Genomic DNA, 17,411 nt, shown 5'->3' with positions numbered 1-17,411 from the left:
ATGGAGCTAAAGTTTACTGAAGAACAACTTATGATGCGCAACATGGTCAGAGATTTTGCTAAAACAGAAATTGAACCTTTTATCGACCGCATGGAGCAAGGGGAATTTCCTCGTGAGATCATTCGGAAAATGGGGGAGCTAGGGCTAATGGGTATTACGGTCCCAGAGGAATACGGCGGCTCAGGGATGGATTTTACAAGCTATGTCCTTGCAATTAATGAACTCTCAAAAGTAAGCGCAGTAGTTGGGGTAATTCTTTCTGTGCACACTTCTGTTGGAACAAACCCAATCCTCTATTTTGGCAATGACGAGCAAAAAAATAAATACATTCCAAAGCTTGCAACTGGTGAATACCTAGGAGCATTTTGCTTAACTGAACCGTCCGCTGGATCTGATGCGGGAGCATTGAAAACAAAAGCTGTAAAGAAAGACGACCACTATGTACTGAATGGTTCCAAAGTATTTATAACAAATGGTGGAGAAGCAGATGTAAACATTGTTTTTGCTACGACAGATCCTTCCCAAGGCTCAAAAGGAATTACAGCATTTATCGTAGAAAAGGATACGCCAGGTTTCATTGTTGGAAAAGACGAAGAAAAAATGGGCTTGCACGGCTCTAGAACAGTTCAGCTGACGTTTGAAGATATGAAAATTCCTGTAGCAAATAGACTTGGTGAAGAAGGCGAAGGATTTAAAATCGCAATGGCGAACTTAAACACAGGGCGCATCGGAATCGCAACGCAAGCGCTAGGCATCGCAGAAGCGGCCTTCGAGGCAGCAGTTGCGTATTCAAAAGAGCGCATTCAATTCGGCAAGCCAATCGCTGCGAATCAAGGAGTAGGCTTCAAACTTGCAGATATGGGGACTGCAGTAGAGGCAGCGAAACTCCTTGTTTACCGAGCGGCAAGTCTTCGCGATCAAGGAGTACCTTGCGGTAAAGAAGCATCGATGGCAAAACTATTTGCCACAAAAACAGCAGTAGAAGTAGCAATTGAAGCAGTGCAGGTGTTCGGTGGATACGGTTACACAGAGGACTATCCAGTAGAACGCTATTTCCGTGACGCGAAAGTAACGGAAATTTACGAAGGTACTAGTGAAATTCAAAGAATAGTTATTAGTAAGTATCTAATAAATTAAGAGAGTATTTATAGATGGATATTTACTTCATTTGATTAGAGCGGAAGGCGGCGACTCCTGCGGGAAAAGCGCGTCCAGGTGAGACCCCGCAGGAGCTTGCGACGAGGAGGCTCACGGACCGCCCGCGGAAAGCGTCCGCCTGAAGTGGAAATTAGTGGCTAATGAGTAGAACTACCAAAAAAAGGGGCGGGATACACAATGAACTTTCAACTTTCAGAAGAGCATGAAATGATTCGTAAAATGGTACGTGATTTTGCAGAAAACGAAGTAGCACCAACAGCGGCGGAGCGTGACGAAGAAGAACGTTTTGACCGTGGAATCTTCGATAAAATGGCAGAACTTGGCTTAACGGGTATTCCTTGGCCAGAAGAATATGGCGGAATCGGTTCTGACTATCTTGCTTATTGTATCGCTGTAGAAGAACTTTCTCGTGTTTGTGCTTCCACGGGAGTTACACTATCTGCACATACTTCACTTGCAGGATGGCCGATCTTCAAATATGGCAATGAAGAGCAAAAGCAAAAGTATCTTCGCCCAATGGCTGAAGGCACTAAAATCGGTGGTTACGGTTTAACAGAAGCTGGCTCTGGTTCAGATGCAGGAGGCATGAAAACGACAGCTAAACTAGATGGCGACCACTATGTTTTAAATGGATCTAAAATCTTCATTACAAATGGTGGAATTGCAGATATTTATGTTGTATTTGCGGTAACAGATCCAGAATCGAAGCATAAAGGAACAAGCGCATTTATCGTAGAAGCAGATTTCCCAGGATTCTCGGTAGGGAAAAAAGAAAAGAAACTAGGCATTCGTTCTTCACCTACAACGGAAATTATTTTCGATAATTGCCGCATACCAAAAGAAAACCTTCTTGGGGAAGAAGGAGAAGGCTTTATCATCGCGATGAAAACTTTAGATGGTGGCCGAAACGGGATTGCTGCTCAAGCAGTTGGAATCGCACAAGGAGCATTAGATGCAGCAGTCGGATATGCAAAAGAGCGCGTGCAATTTGGGAAGCCAATCGTAGCTAACCAAGGGGTATCCTTTAAACTAGCAGATATGGCAACAGCAACAGAAGCATCACGACTACTTACGTATCAAGCAGCGTGGCTGGAATCGAATGGGCTTCCTTACGGAAAAGAATCCGCGATGGCGAAGTTAATGGCTGGAGATACAGCGATGAAAGTAACAACAGAAGCTGTGCAAGTTTTCGGTGGATACGGATATACAAAGGATTATCCAGTTGAGCGCTATATGCGCGATGCTAAAATTACTCAAATATACGAGGGAACGCAAGAAATTCAACGACTTGTTATTTCTCGTATGTTAACGAAGTGATAGATGCCTATGGAAAAAAAGCATGAAGTACTGACATCTATAAAAGATGAAAGTCTCATCGAAAAAAGACGCCACCAAATGATCCGTGCAGGTGTGACGTTATTCAAACAAAAAGGCTTTCACCGAACGACAACAAGAGAAATTGCCAAAGAATCCGGCTTTAGTATCGGAACGCTTTACGAGTACATTCGGACAAAGGAAGATTTACTCTACTTAGTTTGCGACAGTATTTACAATGAAGTGCATGATAAACTATCGCAAATTCCTTTGCAAAACGGAACAACGCACGGTCTTAAAACTGCGATCCGTCAATATTATAAGGTCATTGACGACATGCAGGATGAATTCGTCGTGATGTATCAAGAAACAAAATCTTTGCCTAAAAGTGCACTGCAATACGTACTTACAAAAGAGTTAGAAATGGTTGAAATTTTTCAAAATATTCTTGTTGGCTGTCAACAAGCGGGGGAACTTGAGCTAACGGATACACAGATTAATTTGTATGCTCATACACTTGTCGTTCAAGGGCAAATGTGGGCATTTAGAAGATGGGCACTTGGCAAAGAATATACGCTTGAACAATTTACTGAATTGCAAATACAGTATGTACTGAAGGGGATGGGACAGTAAATGGTTACTAAACAAAGGGGGAGCAACATGTCTTCTGTAGAAGTATATCGTCCAAAAAATCATATTCGTTTTGTCACAGCATCGAGTCTTTTTGACGGGCATGACGCATCGATTAATATAATGCGTCGTATTTTACAAGGGAGCGGGGCCGAAGTCATTCACTTAGGCCATAATCGTTCCGTAGAAGAGGTCGTGAATGCTGCAATTCAAGAAGACGTTCAGGGAATCGCGATATCTTCTTATCAAGGAGGACATGTAGAGTATTTTAAATATATGAAGGATTTACTCGTAGAACGTGGCGCACCTCATATTCAAATATTTGGTGGCGGCGGCGGAGTAATCATTCCAAAAGAAATAAAAGAACTGCAAGAATACGGAATATCCGGTATTTTCTCACCAGAAGATGGTCGAAAACTGGGGCTCCAAGGAATGATCAATAAAATACTAGAAGCATGTGATGTGCCTACTAAATCGAAGGGTGCCACCCTGGAAGTGGAAGCCGTTTCAACGGAAAAACCAGAATTGCTTGCTCACTTAATCACCGTTGCAGAAGAAGCCCACCAAACAGGAGATGCCGAAGCAAAAGCGATGATTGAGCGTGCAAAAACTATTACAAAAGGTACACCAGTGCTTGGTATTACTGGAACAGGGGGAGCAGGGAAAAGTTCATTAACCGACGAATTAATTCGCCGTTTCCTTCATGATTTGCCGAACAAAAAAATTGCGGTCCTTTCTATTGATCCAACGAAGCAAAAAACAGGTGGCGCTTTACTTGGTGACCGTATTCGTATGAACGCTATTTTCAATAAACGAGTATTTATGCGAAGTCTAGCAACACGCGGATCTCGTACAGAATTATCTGGTGCAATATCGGATGTGCTAGATGTTGTAAAAGCTGCGGGATTTGATTTAATCATTGTGGAAACGAGTGGTATTGGACAAGGGGACGCTGAAATTGCAAACGTATCGGATGTATCGATGTATGTAATGACAAGCGAGTTCGGTGCACGTCTCAACTTGAAAAGATTGACATGATTGACTATGCAGATTTAATCGTCATCAATAAATTCGAACGCAAAGGCTCAGAAGATGCACTTCGCCAAGTGCAAAAGCAATATCAACGAAGCCGCGAATTATGGCATGCTGATTTAGATACGATGCCAGTTTACGGGACAATAGCGAGCCAATTTAATGATAAAGGAACGAATTCTTTATTTGCAGCATTAATCGGAGTACTAAATGATAAAGCGGGTACAGATTGGGAGACATCCTACGAGCAGTTCGTCAAAACGCAAAAACAAAATGTCATCATTCCAAACGAGCGTCGCTACTATCTCCGTGAAATTACGGATGCAGTTCGTGGGTACCATAAAAAGTCAGAAGAGCAAGTAGCTTTTGCACGAAGACTATTCCAATTAGAAGGTGCCCTGGAAGCAGTAAAAGAAAAAGCAGCAGATGACGTGCTAGTAAGTTCTCTAGAATCACTTGCTTCTGGTGTACGTGACGAGTTAACGGCAGAATCAAAACGTATATTAGAAAACTGGGCCACTTTAAAAGCGGCGTATGCTGGAGATGAATTCGTCACAAAAGTTCGCGATAAAGAAATTCGTACTATCCTTCGTACTGAAAGCTTATCGGGGCTTAAAATACCAAAAGTAGTCCTTCCGAAATTCGCCGATTACGGGGAAATTTTAAGATGGGTGTATAAAGAAAATGTACCGGGATCGTTCCCATATACAGCAGGAGTTTTCCCTTTCAAACGAGAAGGAGAAGACCCGAAACGTCAATTTGCAGGAGAAGGTACACCAGTACGTACGAATCGTCGTTTCCACTATTTATCAAAAGATGATGATGCCAAACGTTTATCTACTGCATTTGACTCTGTAACTTTGTACGGAGAAGATCCCGATCACCGTCCAGATATCTTCGGAAAAGTGGGCGAATCAGGCGTAAGTGTTTGTACGCTAGATGATATGAAAAAGCTATATGATGGCTTTGATTTATGTGCACCATCGACATCTGTATCGATGACGATTAATGGACCTGCACCAATCATTTTAGCAATGTTCATGAATACAGCAATCGATCAGCAAGTGAAGATTCGAGAAGCAGAACTTGGACGCACTTTGACTTTGGAAGAATTCACTGAAGTAAAAACAAACACATTACAAGTCGTTCGTGGAACTGTGCAAGCAGATATTTTAAAAGAAGACCAAGGACAAAATACCTGCATATTCTCAACAGAATTTGCCCTTCGTATGATGGGTGATATTCAACAATATTTTATCAACCAAAAGGTTCGAAATTATTATTCCGTATCGATTTCCGGATATCATATTGCAGAAGCTGGTGCCAATCCGATTTCACAGCTGGCATTCACGCTTTCTAATGGTTTCACGTACGTAGAGTACTATTTAAGTCGTGGTATGCATATAGATGATTTTGCACCAAACCTATCATTCTTTTTCTCAAATGGCCTAGATCCTGAATATACGGTAATTGGCCGGGTTGCTCGTCGTATTTGGGCAGTGGTAATGCGAGACAAATACGGTGCAAATGAACGAAGTCAAAAACTAAAATATCATGTGCAAACTTCCGGTCGAAGCTTACATGCGCAAGAAATCGACTTTAATGATATTCGCACGACACTTCAAGCATTAATGGCATTGCAAGACAACTGTAATTCACTTCATACAAATGCGTATGATGAAGCGATTACCACACCAACAGAGGAATCGGTTCGACGTGCAATGGCTATTCAAATGATTATTACAAAAGAACATGGTCTATCCAAAAACGAAAATCCACTGCAAGGTGCTTTCATTATCGAAGAACTAACAGACATAGTGGAAGAAGCCGTTCTTGCAGAGTTTGACCGTATTAACGATCGCGGCGGAGTACTTGGTGCAATGGAAACGCAATATCAACGAGGCAAAATCCAAGAAGAATCAATGTACTACGAGATGAAAAAACATACAGGCGAATTACCTATTATTGGAGTTAACACGTACTTAAATCCTAATCCAGCAAGTGCAGAGGATATCGATAATATGGAAATTGCCCGTGCAACAACAGAAGAAAAAGAATCACAAATAAACAATCTTCGAGAATTCCAAACAAAGCATGCAGAAGAAGCAAGCGTTGCGCTTACCAAGCTGAAGCAAGTAGCGGTATCTGGTGGTAACATCTTCGAAGAGCTGATGCACACAGTCCAAAAAGCAAGCTTAGGACAAATCACAAACGCACTTTACGAAGTAGGCGGACAGTACCGAAGAAATATGTAAAAAGAATTAGTGTCTCGATGTATTATCGGGACACTTTTTTGTATAATGAAGTAAGGTAGATTATGTAGTAGAGGAGAATAAGCGTGAAAAACCAATTCAAATAATGCTAATTATTATACTCCTACTACTTACTATTTTTTTGTATAATAGAAGACTGGCTTCTATTCCATTACTCTTGCTCTCTTTTTATTTATTTTTATTGGCAGGAGAAAAGTTTTCTCTTTTCAAAAAGAATAAATGACGGTAGCATATAACATAATGGTTTGTATATAATGGAAAGTATGCAAACGGACATAGAAAGGACGTGCACGATTTGAATTTTCGTGAAATGACAACAGCACAACTACAAGAAGAATCGCTAATAGATTTAGGATTTGCGATTTTAGAAGATAAGAAAAATGCGTTAACACTAACAGATCTATTTGATGAAATACAAAAATTAAATGGATTCACGGATGAAGAAATGGCTGCTCGTAAACCACAATTCTATACAGATATGAATATCGACGGCCGCTTTTTAGCAATTGCTGAAAACCAATGGGGACTAAGAGAATGGTATCCAGTAGAACAAATTGAAGAAGAAACTGCTCCTACTGTTAAAGTACGTAAAAAGAAAGCAAAAGCAGTGGATGATGATGATTTAGAAGATTTAGATGAAGATGAAATCGTATTCGAGGAAGAATTCGATGAGTTTATTGAAGACGAAGAAGAAGACGAAGAAGACGATGTCGTAGTTGACTTTGAAGAAGAAATCGATGAAGAAATCGAAGAGGATCTAATCGATGAGGATGAAGAAGACTTCGACATTATCGATGACGAAGAATTAGATGAAGAAGAAGAGGAAGAAGAATAATTCTTGACATCTTCTTAGAATCGCTATAAGATTCTATTGGGCTCTTTTTAAAGAGACGTTACTCATGTGCATATAGCGCTCCCCTGCCAAATTAGCAGGCGGGGCGCTTTTTTGTTATTGTAGAACTAATTAACATTCTAGGAGGAACACATTTTGACTAAATTTATTTTTGTTACTGGTGGGGTTGTATCTTCATTAGGTAAAGGAATCACTGCAGCATCACTGGGTCGTTTATTGAAAAATAGAGGATTAAATGTAACAGTTCAAAAGTTTGATCCATATATTAACTTGGACCCAGGGACAATGAGTCCATATCAGCACGGGGAAGTTTTCGTTACAGATGATGGTGCAGAAACGGATCTAGACTTAGGTCATTACGAGCGTTTTATGGATATTAATTTGAATAAGTATTCCAATATTACAACAGGGAAAGTGTATTCTTCCGTTTTAAGAAAAGAACGTCGTGGTGATTATAACGGAGCAACTGTACAAGTAATCCCACATATTACAAATGAAATTAAACAACGTCTATTCTTAGCTGCAAAAGAAACACAAGCAGATATCGTTATCACTGAAATCGGTGGGACGGTTGGAGACATCGAATCTCTTCCATTCCTAGAAACGATTCGTCAAATGAAACGTGACGTAGGAAGCAATAATGTGATGTACATTCATTGTACATTAGTTCCTTTTATAAAAGCTGCTGGTGAGATGAAAACAAAACCAACACAACATAGTGTAAAAGAACTGCGTAGCCTTGGTATTCAACCAAACGTAATTGTTCTTCGTTCAGAAGCACCAGTTCCTCAAGATATGAAAGACAAGATCGGGCTTTTCTGTGATATCAAACCAGAAGAAGTAATCGAATGTATCGATGCGGATTCATTATATGAAATCCCATTAAATCTTCAAGCGCAGCATTTAGATCAAATCGTTGTAGATCACTTCCAACTAACTACAAAAGAAGCAGATATGACGGACTGGAGAGCATTAGTAGATCAAGTAAAATCTTTATCAAAAAAGTACGTATTGGTCTAGTTGGTAAATATGTTGAACTTCAAGATGCTTACATCTCTGTTGTAGAAGCAATGAAACATGCAGGATACCAATTCGATGCAGATGTCGAAGTAAAATGGGTGAACGCAGAAGAAGTGAACGATGCAAATGTAGCAGAAGCTCTTTCAGATGTAGACGGCATCCTTGTTCCAGGTGGATTCGGAGACCGCGGTGTAGAAGGGAAAATCTCTGCAACTAAATACGCTCGTGAAAACAATGTGCCTTTCCTAGGTATTTGTTTAGGAATGCAATTGGCAACAGTGGAATTTGCACGTACTATTTTAGAGCTTCAAGGTGCACATTCTTCAGAGCTGGATCCAACTACAGCACATCCAATCATTGACTTATTGCCAGAACAAAAAGATGTAGAAGACTTAGGCGGTACACTGCGTCTTGGATTATATCCATGTAAGCTAACTCCTGGATCTAAAGCTTTCGAAGCTTATGGAGAAGGACTTGTATATGAGCGCCACCGTCACCGTTATGAATTCAACAACGAATACCGTGAACAATTTGAGGCAGCAGGATTTGTATTCTCTGGTACAAGCCCAGATGGTCGTCTAATCGAAATCATCGAGCTCCCAGAGCACCCATTCTTCGTAGCTTCTCAGTTCCATCCGGAATTTGTGTCTCGTCCAAGACGTCCACAACCACTATTCCGTGAATTCATCAAAGCATCTGTAGGTGAATAATATAAAAAAAGCAGTTCGACATAGTCGAGCTGCTTTTTTAGTGTGCATAATGGGATAATTGGCAATAAGAAACCAATTGGAGCAGTGGATTGGAGAAAAATGGCTAAGGGCAACTGAATAACGTGGGAAAGCAACCAAATTCGCGGTTAAAGCACCCAATTTAGCGCGAGGGCAACCAATTCCCCAACAAGAGCAACCAAGCCAAAAAAATGCCCAAAGAAATGTCTTTGGGCACTCTCCATCACTATTCACCTAAAAGCATTTCATCGAGCTTCATCTTTACAGCTTCGTACACAAACATTGCCGCCAATGCATATGGCAAAACAATGCGGGATCCATCTTCCGCAGGTAGCAAACCTTTCGTTAACTTCATTGAAATATATGTATAGGCAAGATCGGCTAGCTTATTTTCTTCGCTTGCAGGCTCTGCGGCAAGTACGCTAAATGGGATAAATTCCTCGCTTAAATGTTCGGCTAGCTCGATTACTTCCTCATTTTCAGAAGAACGAGTGATAATCCAAACGCGATCTGCGCTTGTAAGCTGAACGGTTGGTGTCCAAGTTTTCATACTTGGAAAAGGCTCTGCAGCAAATTGGGCATTTACAGCAATACTTGCCATTTCTCCAAATGTTGCAAAATAGATATTACCTTCTCTTGCAGCGGCTTGTGCCAATAGTCGAGCAGTTTCTTCTATATTCTCTTCCTCCGAAGTTGCTAAACGCTGAAAAAGTCCAGTGAGTTGTGTTGTTAACATTTTCATTCTTTATTCACCTCTTTTCTATTATATCGGAAAGTCAAAAAAAGGTCGCCTTTATGCCTATCAAATGAAAGTTTGAAAAATAATTAGGAAAAAAGGAGGAATAGGAAGCTATGTATCGAATAGTAGTATAAAAGTGGGAAATTCAAAAAAGGGGTTTGTTCATCATGAAACACATTTTAATTGTAGACGATCAGCTCGGAATACGAATGCTCTTAAAAGAAGTTTTTTCACAAGTAAAATACGAAGTAAGTTTAGCAGCAAATGGTTTTGAAGCATTAGAAATTGCAAATTTAGGGCAAATTGACGGTGTACTATTAGATATGAAGATTCCGGGGATGGATGGTATTCAAATCTTAAAAAAACTGAAGGATAAATGGCCCGATCTACCTGTAATGATGATGACTGCTTATGGGGAATTGAACTTAATTCAAGAAGCGATGGATTTAGGAGCATCTCTCTACTTCACAAAGCCCTTTGATATATTTGAAGTGCGTGATGCTGTAACTAAAATATTGAATTAAGGAGCTTTCCTAGCAGGCAGTGGAAAGCATCGCCTTTTTTTGATATGATGAAAAGGATATAGGGTAAAAACACATTATGAAATAGTGAATAGAGGAGGCCCATTTAAATGGCTTTAGTATCAATGAAAGAAATGCTTGAAAAAGGGAAAAAAGAAGGCTATGCAGTAGGACAATTCAATATTAACAATTTAGAATTTACACAAGCTATATTACAAGCTGCTGAAGAAGAAAAGTCTCCAGTTATTTTAGGCGTTTCCGAAGGTGCAGCAAAATATATGGGTGGCTTTACTACAGTAGTGCATATGGTAAAGGGATTAATGGAAGACTACCAAACAACAGTACCAGTAGCTATTCACTTAGACCATGGTTCTAGTTTTGAAAAATGCAAAGCTGCAATTGACGCAGGATTTACATCCGTTATGATAGATGCATCTCATCATCCTTTTGAAGAAAACGTAGAAATTACATCGAAAGTGGTAGATTATGCACATGCACACAATGTTTCTGTAGAAGCAGAGCTTGGCACAGTTGGAGGTCAAGAAGACGATGTAGTAGCTGATGGTGTTATTTATGCAGACCCAGCAGAATGTGCAGAGCTAGTTAAACGTACTGCAATTGATTGTTTAGCTCCAGCGTTAGGCTCTGTTCACGGACCATACAAAGGAGAACCAAATTTAGGGTTCAAGGAAATGGAAGAAATCTCTCAGCTTGCGGACCTTCCATTAGTATTACACGGTGGAACAGGAATTCCAACACATGACATTACACGTGCTATTTCTCTTGGAACAGCGAAAATTAATGTGAACACGGAAAACCAAATTGCTGCTACAAAAGCAATTCGCGCATACTTAGCGGAAAATGAAGCGCAATATGACCCACGTAAATACTTGACTCCAGCACGCGATGCGATTAAAACAACTGTAATCGGCAAAATGCGTGAATTTGGAAGCTCAAACAAAGCGTAAACGAGTCAACACAAACTACTATAAGGGAGAAGTGTTCATCCAAAGGACCTTCTCCTATTTGTCCATCATGAGGAGGAAATACTACAATGAAATTTTTTATCGATACAGCAAATTTTGAAGAAATAAAAGAAGCACACGCATGGGGGATTTTATCTGGTGTTACAACAAACCCATCGCTAGTTGCAAAAGAAAACATTTCTTTTCATGATAGACTTCGTGAAATTACAGCGCTTGTGGATGGCTCGGTCAGTGCTGAAGTAATTGCGCTAGATGCAGAAGGAATGATTAAAGAAGGAAGAGAGCTTGCTGCAATTGCACCAAACATTACAGTAAAGCTACCAATGACGCCAGAAGGTTTAAAAGCTTGTGCCGTATTCACAAAAGAAAATATTAAAACAAACGTAACGCTGATTTTCAGTGCAAACCAAGCATTGCTTGCAGCTCGCGCTGGTGCCACATATGTATCTCCATTTTTAGGCCGTTTAGATGATATTGGGCATGATGGTATGGAGTTGATCGCTAAAATTGCACAGATCTTCGAAATGCATCAAATCGATACAGAAATCATTGCGGCTTCTATTAGACATCCACAGCACATTACAGATGCTGCGTTAAATGGCGCGCATATTTCAACTACTCCATTTAAAGTATTAAAGCAATTATTTAACCATCCTTTAACAGACAAAGGGATTGAAGGGTTTCTAGCGGATTGGAACAATCGTAAAAGCGAGTAACAAGTCGAAGGAGAAACGTATGGAAGTTTATAAGATAAAAGGTGCAAAACGCCTAAAAGGTACGATTAAAGTAAATGGAGCGAAAAATAGTGCGGTTGCATTAATTCCAGCTTCGCTACTTGCAAATTCACCTGTTACAATAGAAGGCTTACCAGAAATATTAGACGTGTGGACGCTAAAAGAAATTTTAGAGGAACTAGGAGCAGATGTTTCTTTTGAGAACGGAACGATGACGATCGATCCAACTAAAGTAGTGGATTTACCGCTTCCAAATGGCAATATTAAAAAGTTACGCGCCTCCTACTATTTAATGGGTGTCTTACTTGGGAAATTTAATAAAGCAGCAATCGGATTGCCGGGTGGATGCCATCTCGGCCCACGTCCGATTGATCAGCATATTAAAGGTTTTGAAGCTTTAGGAGCTACTGTATCCAATGAGCATGGCGCAATTTATTTGCGGACAGATGGGTTAGTAGGATCCAAAATTTATTTAGACGTCGTAAGTGTTGGAGCGACGATTAATATTATGCTTGCCGCAGTACTTGCAAAAGGAAGAACTATCATTGAAAACGCTGCGAAAGAACCGGAAATCATTGATGTTGCAACGCTTCTATCCAATATGGGAGCAAACATAAAAGGTGCCGGAACGAATGTCATTCGTATTGATGGTGTAAAAGAGCTGCATGGTACAAAGCATACAATTATTCCAGATCGCATCGAAGCAGGGACATTTATGATTATGGCAGCGGTTGCAGGAGATGGTGTCACCATCGATAATGTCATCCCATTCCATGTAGAAGCATTAACAGCGAAACTGCGGGAAATGGGCGTAAAAGTAGAAGAATATGAAGAAAAGATATTCATTCCAAAAACAACCCGCTTACATGCAGTAGATGTGAAGACGCTTGTTTATCCAGGCTTTCCAACCGATTTACAACAACCATTCTCGGTGTTAATGACACAAGCAACTGGCACATCGGTTATTACGGATAGCATATATTCTGCCAGATTTAAACAAATCGATGAACTTCGACGCATGAATGCTAATGGTCGTGTCGATGGTAGAACAGCTATCATTACGGGACCAGCGAAGCTAGAAGCGGCAACAGTTCGAGCTAGTGATTTGCGTGCTGGAGCGGCACTCGTTATTGCCGGTTTGCTTGCAGAAGGAGAAACCGAAATTCAAGATATTTTTCATATTGAACGAGGGTACAGCTCAATTATTGAAAGACTTCAAGGACTCGGAGCAGACATTCGCCGTGTAACTGTACAGGAAGTAGAAGTCAACAACGAGTAGGTCTGCTTCCTTGGCATGACATAGGTGCTTCCGTTTTTCTTATAAAATATGCTACAATAAAGCAGGAAGAAACATAGACCGGATTTTATTTACCGTAAAACGGGAGGCATATAATTAGATGGAACGTAGTTTATCAATGGAATTAGTCCGAGTAACAGAAGCAGCAGCAATCGCATCAGCTCGTTGGATGGGACGCGGATTAAAAAATGAAGCAGATGATGCAGCAACTACAGCAATGCGTACAGTTTTTGACACAATCCCAATGGAAGGTGTCGTTGTAATTGGGGAAGGGGAAATGGACGAAGCACCGATGTTATATATCGGAGAAAAGCTCGGACATGGAACTGGAGGACCTCAAGTAGACGTAGCTGTAGACCCTTTAGAAGGTACGAATATCGTAGCTTCAGGTGGCTGGAATGCATTAGCAGTACTTGCTATTGCTGATCGCGGAAATCTGCTTCATGCTCCAGATATGTATATGGACAAACTAGCTGTAGGTCCTGAAGCAGTAGGGCAAGTAGATATAAACGCACCGGTAATTGATAACCTAAGAGCAGTAGCACGTGCAAAAAACAAAGATATTCAAGATGTTGTGGCAACGATTTTAGGTCGTCCACGTCACCAAAAGATTATCGATGAAATTAGAGCTGCTGGTGCTCGTATCAAGTTAATCAATGACGGGGATGTAGCAGGAGCTATTAATACAGCATTTGATAACACTGGTGTAGATATTTTATTTGGCATGGGGGGGGCTCCAGAAGGAGTAATCTCAGCAGTTGGATTAAAATGTTTAGGCGGAGAAATTCAAGGGAAACTTGTACCACAGGATGAAGCAGAACTAGCTCGTTGTATCAAAATGGGTCTTGATGTAGACAAAGTTTTACGTATGGAAGACCTAGTAAAAGGCGACGATGCGATTTTTGCAGCAACTGGGGTAACAGATGGAGAACTTCTTCGTGGTGTACAATTTAAAGGTGCATTTAGTTCTACACACTCAATCGTTATGCGTGCAAAATCAGGTACCATTCGATTTGTAGAAGGACGCCATAGCTTGAACAAAAAACCGAATTTAGTTCTATAAGTGAAACTTCTCTTAAGTATACCCGGTCATTATGTACCGGGTATCCTCATAATAAAGTGAAACTTCCATTAGTGGGGGTTTTTCTTCATCCCTACTTGATGGTTAGTTAAACCAATCGGGGATTTACAGGCTGTTTCTCCCTCTATTTTTCTCTCACAAAAGTTGAGGAGGAATCACAGCATGTTAAACCGGGGTAAACTTCATTCCTATTAAATCCGAAAAAAGTCTTCACAACAAAATATAATAAAGAGTGGTGCGTTGCCGATGACACAAACGACAATTAATGAATTAGAAAGCATGACGCTTAAAGAGCTATATGCACTTGCGCGTAAATACAAAGTGGCTGCTTATAGTAAACTTACAAAAAAAGAACTTATTTTTGCTATATTAAAATCACGTGCCGAACAAGAAGGCTTCTTCTTTATGGAAGGTGTATTAGAAATTATTCAGCAGGAAGGTTTCGGATTCCTACGTCCAATTAACTATTCTCCAAGTTCCGAGGATATTTATATTTCTGCTTCTCAAATTAGAAGATTTGATCTGCGTAACGGAGATAAAGTTACAGGAAAAGTGCGTCCTCCAAAGGAAAGTGAGCGCTACTACGGTCTTCTACATGTAGAACTAGTAAACGGAGAAGATCCGGAAATCGCGAAAGAACGTGTACATTTCCCTGGACTTACACCACTATACCCAGATCGTCATATTAAATTAGAAACTGTTCCGGAAAAGCTATCTACTCGCATAATGGACTTAGTAGCACCGGTTGGATACGGTCAACGTGGATTAATCGTTGCTCCACCAAAAGCAGGGAAAACATTATTGATAAAAGAAATCGCAAATGCTATTACAACTAATCATCCAAACGCAGAACTTATTGTTCTGTTAATAGATGAACGTCCTGAGGAAGTAACTGATATCGAGCGTTCTGTAAAAGCTGATGTCGTGAGCTCCACATTTGATGAAGTGCCAGAAAATCATGTGAAAGTGGCGGAATTAGTTTTAGAAAGAGCAATGCGTATGGTCGAACATAAGCGTGACGTAATCATTTTAATGGATTCTATTACACGTCTTGCTCGTGCGTACAACTTAGTAATTCCACCAAGTGGACGTACATTATCTGGTGGTATTGACCCTGCTGCTTTCCATCGTCCGAAACGATTTTTCGGAGCGGCACGTAATATTGAAGAAGGCGGTAGCTTAACAATTCTTGCTACAGCTTTAGTAGATACAGGTTCCCGCATGGATGAAGTAATCTATGAGGAATTTAAAGGAACAGGTAACTTAGAACTTCACCTAGATAGAAGCCTCGCAGAACGTAGAATTTTCCCAGCCATCGATATTCGCAGATCTGGAACTAGAAAAGAAGAGCTCCTCATCCCTAAAGAGCAGCTTGATAAATTGTGGGCAATCCGCAAAACATTCTCCGACTCATCTGATTTTGCAGAGCGTTTCTTGAAAAAACTTCGCCAAACAAAAACAAACGAAGCATTTTTCGAGCAACTAGCAGAGGAAATGAAAGCACATCGAAGTGGGAAAGTAACGCTTTAAACTAATACTGAGTTAGATTTATAATTAATTTTAACCCTTTTAATTGATTGAAGTAGAAGGTGGCGACTCCGGCGGGAAAAGCTAGAAAGTCGAGACCCCACAGGAAGCGTAGCGACCGAGGAGGCTCGGCCTCGCCCACGGAAAGCGTCCACCTGGAACGGAAACCCATATTGTAGTTTAATGAGCCTAAAATAAAATAGTTGCAAGTGAATGTTAAAGATGATACTATATTTAACGTAACATCATACATTTCTGCTACATATGCGGTTGACATCAATCGGATCGTGTAAGGTATCAGTTTTCATAACCAACTCTGTTCCAGATGGTTCAGGGCGAGAGGAGAGATAGAGATGAAAGCAGGAATTCATCCCGATTACAAAGAAGCAACAGTAACATGTTCATGTGGTAACACATTCACAACAGGTTCTGTTAAATCAGACATTAAAGTCGAGTTCTGTAACGAATGTCACCCATTCTATACTGGACGTCAAAAATTCGCAGCTGCGGATGGCCGTGTTGATCGCTTCAACAAAAAATACGGTATTAAAGAAGAAAACTAATAACAAAATACCTGTAAGGCACATGGTGCTTTACAGGTATTTTTATTTGTGTGATACATATTCTCGTATAGCTATTCGCTAGAATAACGCTGAAGTAAAAAGTGAAAATATTTCTTTAAATGTAGATGTACAGCTGTGTATGTTATAAATAGATAGAGAAAAAATCATAAACTATTAATGTTGAAGTGGAAGTGCTTGGAAACCGATTTTTCTAAAGCACATTTTTATGATAAATAAAAGACAAGATTTTTAATTTGTTTTTCGGTATGATGAGTAAAGACTGTTTGAAAGGGAGTATTTAAATGTTTATTACATCCCAAATGGGCTGGGTAGAAGTTATATGTGGAAGTATGTTCTCTGGTAAATCAGAAGAGCTAATTCGTCGTATTAGACGTGTGCAATTTGCAAAACAGAAAATTGCCGTGTTTAAGCCGATGATTGATAATAGGTATAGTGAAGAGGCAGTCGTGAGCCATGATGGAACATCTACAATCGCGATTCCGATTCAACAATCCGAGGAAATATGGGAACATATTTCAGATGAAATCGATGTAATAGCAGTAGATGAAACGCAATTTTTCGACGAAGGAATAGTGGATGTTGTCGCAAAACTTGCAGATCACGGTTATCGTGTAATTGTAGCGGGACTGGACCAAGACTTCCGTGGCAAGCCATTCGGACCTATGGCTGCTATTTTATGTATGGCGGAGGACGTAACGAAACTCCATGCTGTTTGCGCAGTTTGTGGATCTGAAGCAAGTAGAACTCAAAGGCTAATTAATGGACAACCTGCTGGTGCAGATGATCCGATCATTTTAGTTGGAGCATCGGAAGCGTACGAACCAAGATGCCGTCACCATCATGAAGTACCTGTTGGAACAACAACTCTACAGAAATAACAATTCCAGGAGTGGCTAAAGCTGCTCTTTTTTCTTGCAGTTAAGTTGCCTAAGAT

General features: G+C 40.3%; 13 protein-coding genes and 2 pseudogenes. 14 read left to right on the top strand and 1 reads right to left on the bottom strand.

What is annotated here, in order from left to right; all coding sequences use genetic code 11:
* From OR571_RS11845 to OR571_RS22950, 6 genes and pseudogenes are all read left to right on the top strand, one after another.
* Positions 1-1,137: an acyl-CoA dehydrogenase gene (locus OR571_RS11845; protein WP_282242995.1), complete on the top strand. Its 1,137-nt coding sequence runs from the start codon at positions 1-3 to the stop codon at positions 1,135-1,137.
* A 198-nt stretch (positions 1,138-1,335) separates the two neighbouring features.
* Entirely contained in the window at positions 1,336-2,475 is a 1,140-nt protein-coding gene (locus OR571_RS11840) for an acyl-CoA dehydrogenase (RefSeq protein ID WP_282242994.1), read from the top strand.
* A 9-nt stretch (positions 2,476-2,484) separates the two neighbouring features.
* Positions 2,485-3,105: a TetR/AcrR family transcriptional regulator gene (locus OR571_RS11835; RefSeq protein WP_282243155.1), complete on the top strand. Its 621-nt coding sequence runs from the start codon at positions 2,485-2,487 to the stop codon at positions 3,103-3,105.
* Positions 3,106-3,132: 27 nt separating this feature from the next.
* Positions 3,133-6,389 (top strand): annotated as a pseudogene (icmF, locus tag OR571_RS11830) (fused isobutyryl-CoA mutase/GTPase IcmF).
* 313 nt (positions 6,390-6,702) lie between these two features.
* Positions 6,703-7,242, top strand: a complete 540-nt coding sequence (gene rpoE / locus OR571_RS11825; RefSeq protein WP_282242993.1) for a DNA-directed RNA polymerase subunit delta — start codon at positions 6,703-6,705, stop codon at positions 7,240-7,242.
* A gap of 153 nt (positions 7,243-7,395) precedes the next feature.
* Positions 7,396-8,990 (top strand): annotated as a pseudogene (locus tag OR571_RS22950) (CTP synthase).
* 244 nt (positions 8,991-9,234) lie between these two features.
* On the opposite strand, the gene OR571_RS11810 reads toward OR571_RS22950, so the two are convergent.
* The gene (locus OR571_RS11810) at positions 9,235-9,750 is read right to left on the bottom strand and encodes a DUF2529 family protein (RefSeq protein ID WP_282242991.1); all 516 of its coding nucleotides are present in this window, start codon (positions 9,748-9,750) and stop codon (positions 9,235-9,237) included.
* 164 nt (positions 9,751-9,914) lie between these two features.
* Between OR571_RS11810 and OR571_RS11805 the strand changes: the two genes are divergently transcribed.
* The 8 genes from OR571_RS11805 (at position 9,915) to OR571_RS11770 (ending at position 17,355) form a co-directional block, all read left to right on the top strand.
* Positions 9,915-10,271, top strand: a complete 357-nt coding sequence (locus tag OR571_RS11805; RefSeq protein ID WP_282242990.1) for a response regulator — start codon at positions 9,915-9,917, stop codon at positions 10,269-10,271.
* Between the two features lie 107 nt (positions 10,272-10,378).
* Positions 10,379-11,236: a class II fructose-bisphosphate aldolase gene (locus OR571_RS11800; protein ID WP_282242989.1), complete on the top strand. Its 858-nt coding sequence runs from the start codon at positions 10,379-10,381 to the stop codon at positions 11,234-11,236.
* An 86-nt stretch (positions 11,237-11,322) separates the two neighbouring features.
* The gene (gene fsa / locus OR571_RS11795) at positions 11,323-11,970 is read left to right on the top strand and encodes a fructose-6-phosphate aldolase (protein ID WP_282242988.1); all 648 of its coding nucleotides are present in this window, start codon (positions 11,323-11,325) and stop codon (positions 11,968-11,970) included.
* Positions 11,971-11,989: 19 nt separating this feature from the next.
* Entirely contained in the window at positions 11,990-13,267 is a 1,278-nt protein-coding gene (locus tag OR571_RS11790; RefSeq protein ID WP_282242987.1) for a UDP-N-acetylglucosamine 1-carboxyvinyltransferase, read from the top strand.
* 118 nt (positions 13,268-13,385) lie between these two features.
* Positions 13,386-14,348: a class II fructose-bisphosphatase gene (gene glpX / locus OR571_RS11785; RefSeq protein WP_282242986.1), complete on the top strand. Its 963-nt coding sequence runs from the start codon at positions 13,386-13,388 to the stop codon at positions 14,346-14,348.
* Positions 14,349-14,612: 264 nt separating this feature from the next.
* On the top strand, positions 14,613-15,896 hold the full coding sequence (rho, locus tag OR571_RS11780; RefSeq protein ID WP_282242985.1) for a transcription termination factor Rho: 1,284 nt from the start codon (positions 14,613-14,615) through the stop codon (positions 15,894-15,896).
* A gap of 350 nt (positions 15,897-16,246) precedes the next feature.
* Positions 16,247-16,456 carry a 50S ribosomal protein L31 gene (gene rpmE / locus OR571_RS11775; protein ID WP_142537942.1) on the top strand — a complete coding sequence of 70 codons (210 nt, stop codon included), beginning with the start codon at positions 16,247-16,249 and terminating at the stop codon, positions 16,454-16,456.
* Between the two features lie 302 nt (positions 16,457-16,758).
* The gene (locus tag OR571_RS11770) at positions 16,759-17,355 is read left to right on the top strand and encodes a thymidine kinase (RefSeq protein ID WP_282242984.1); all 597 of its coding nucleotides are present in this window, start codon (positions 16,759-16,761) and stop codon (positions 17,353-17,355) included.
* Positions 17,356-17,411: the final 56 nt, after the last annotated feature.

The sequence above is a fragment of the Psychrobacillus sp. NEAU-3TGS genome (genome assembly GCF_029955155.1).
In the GTDB taxonomy this organism is placed as follows: Bacteria; Bacillota; Bacilli; order Bacillales_A; family Planococcaceae; genus Psychrobacillus.
This window is presented reverse-complemented; position numbering and strand designations above follow the sequence as displayed.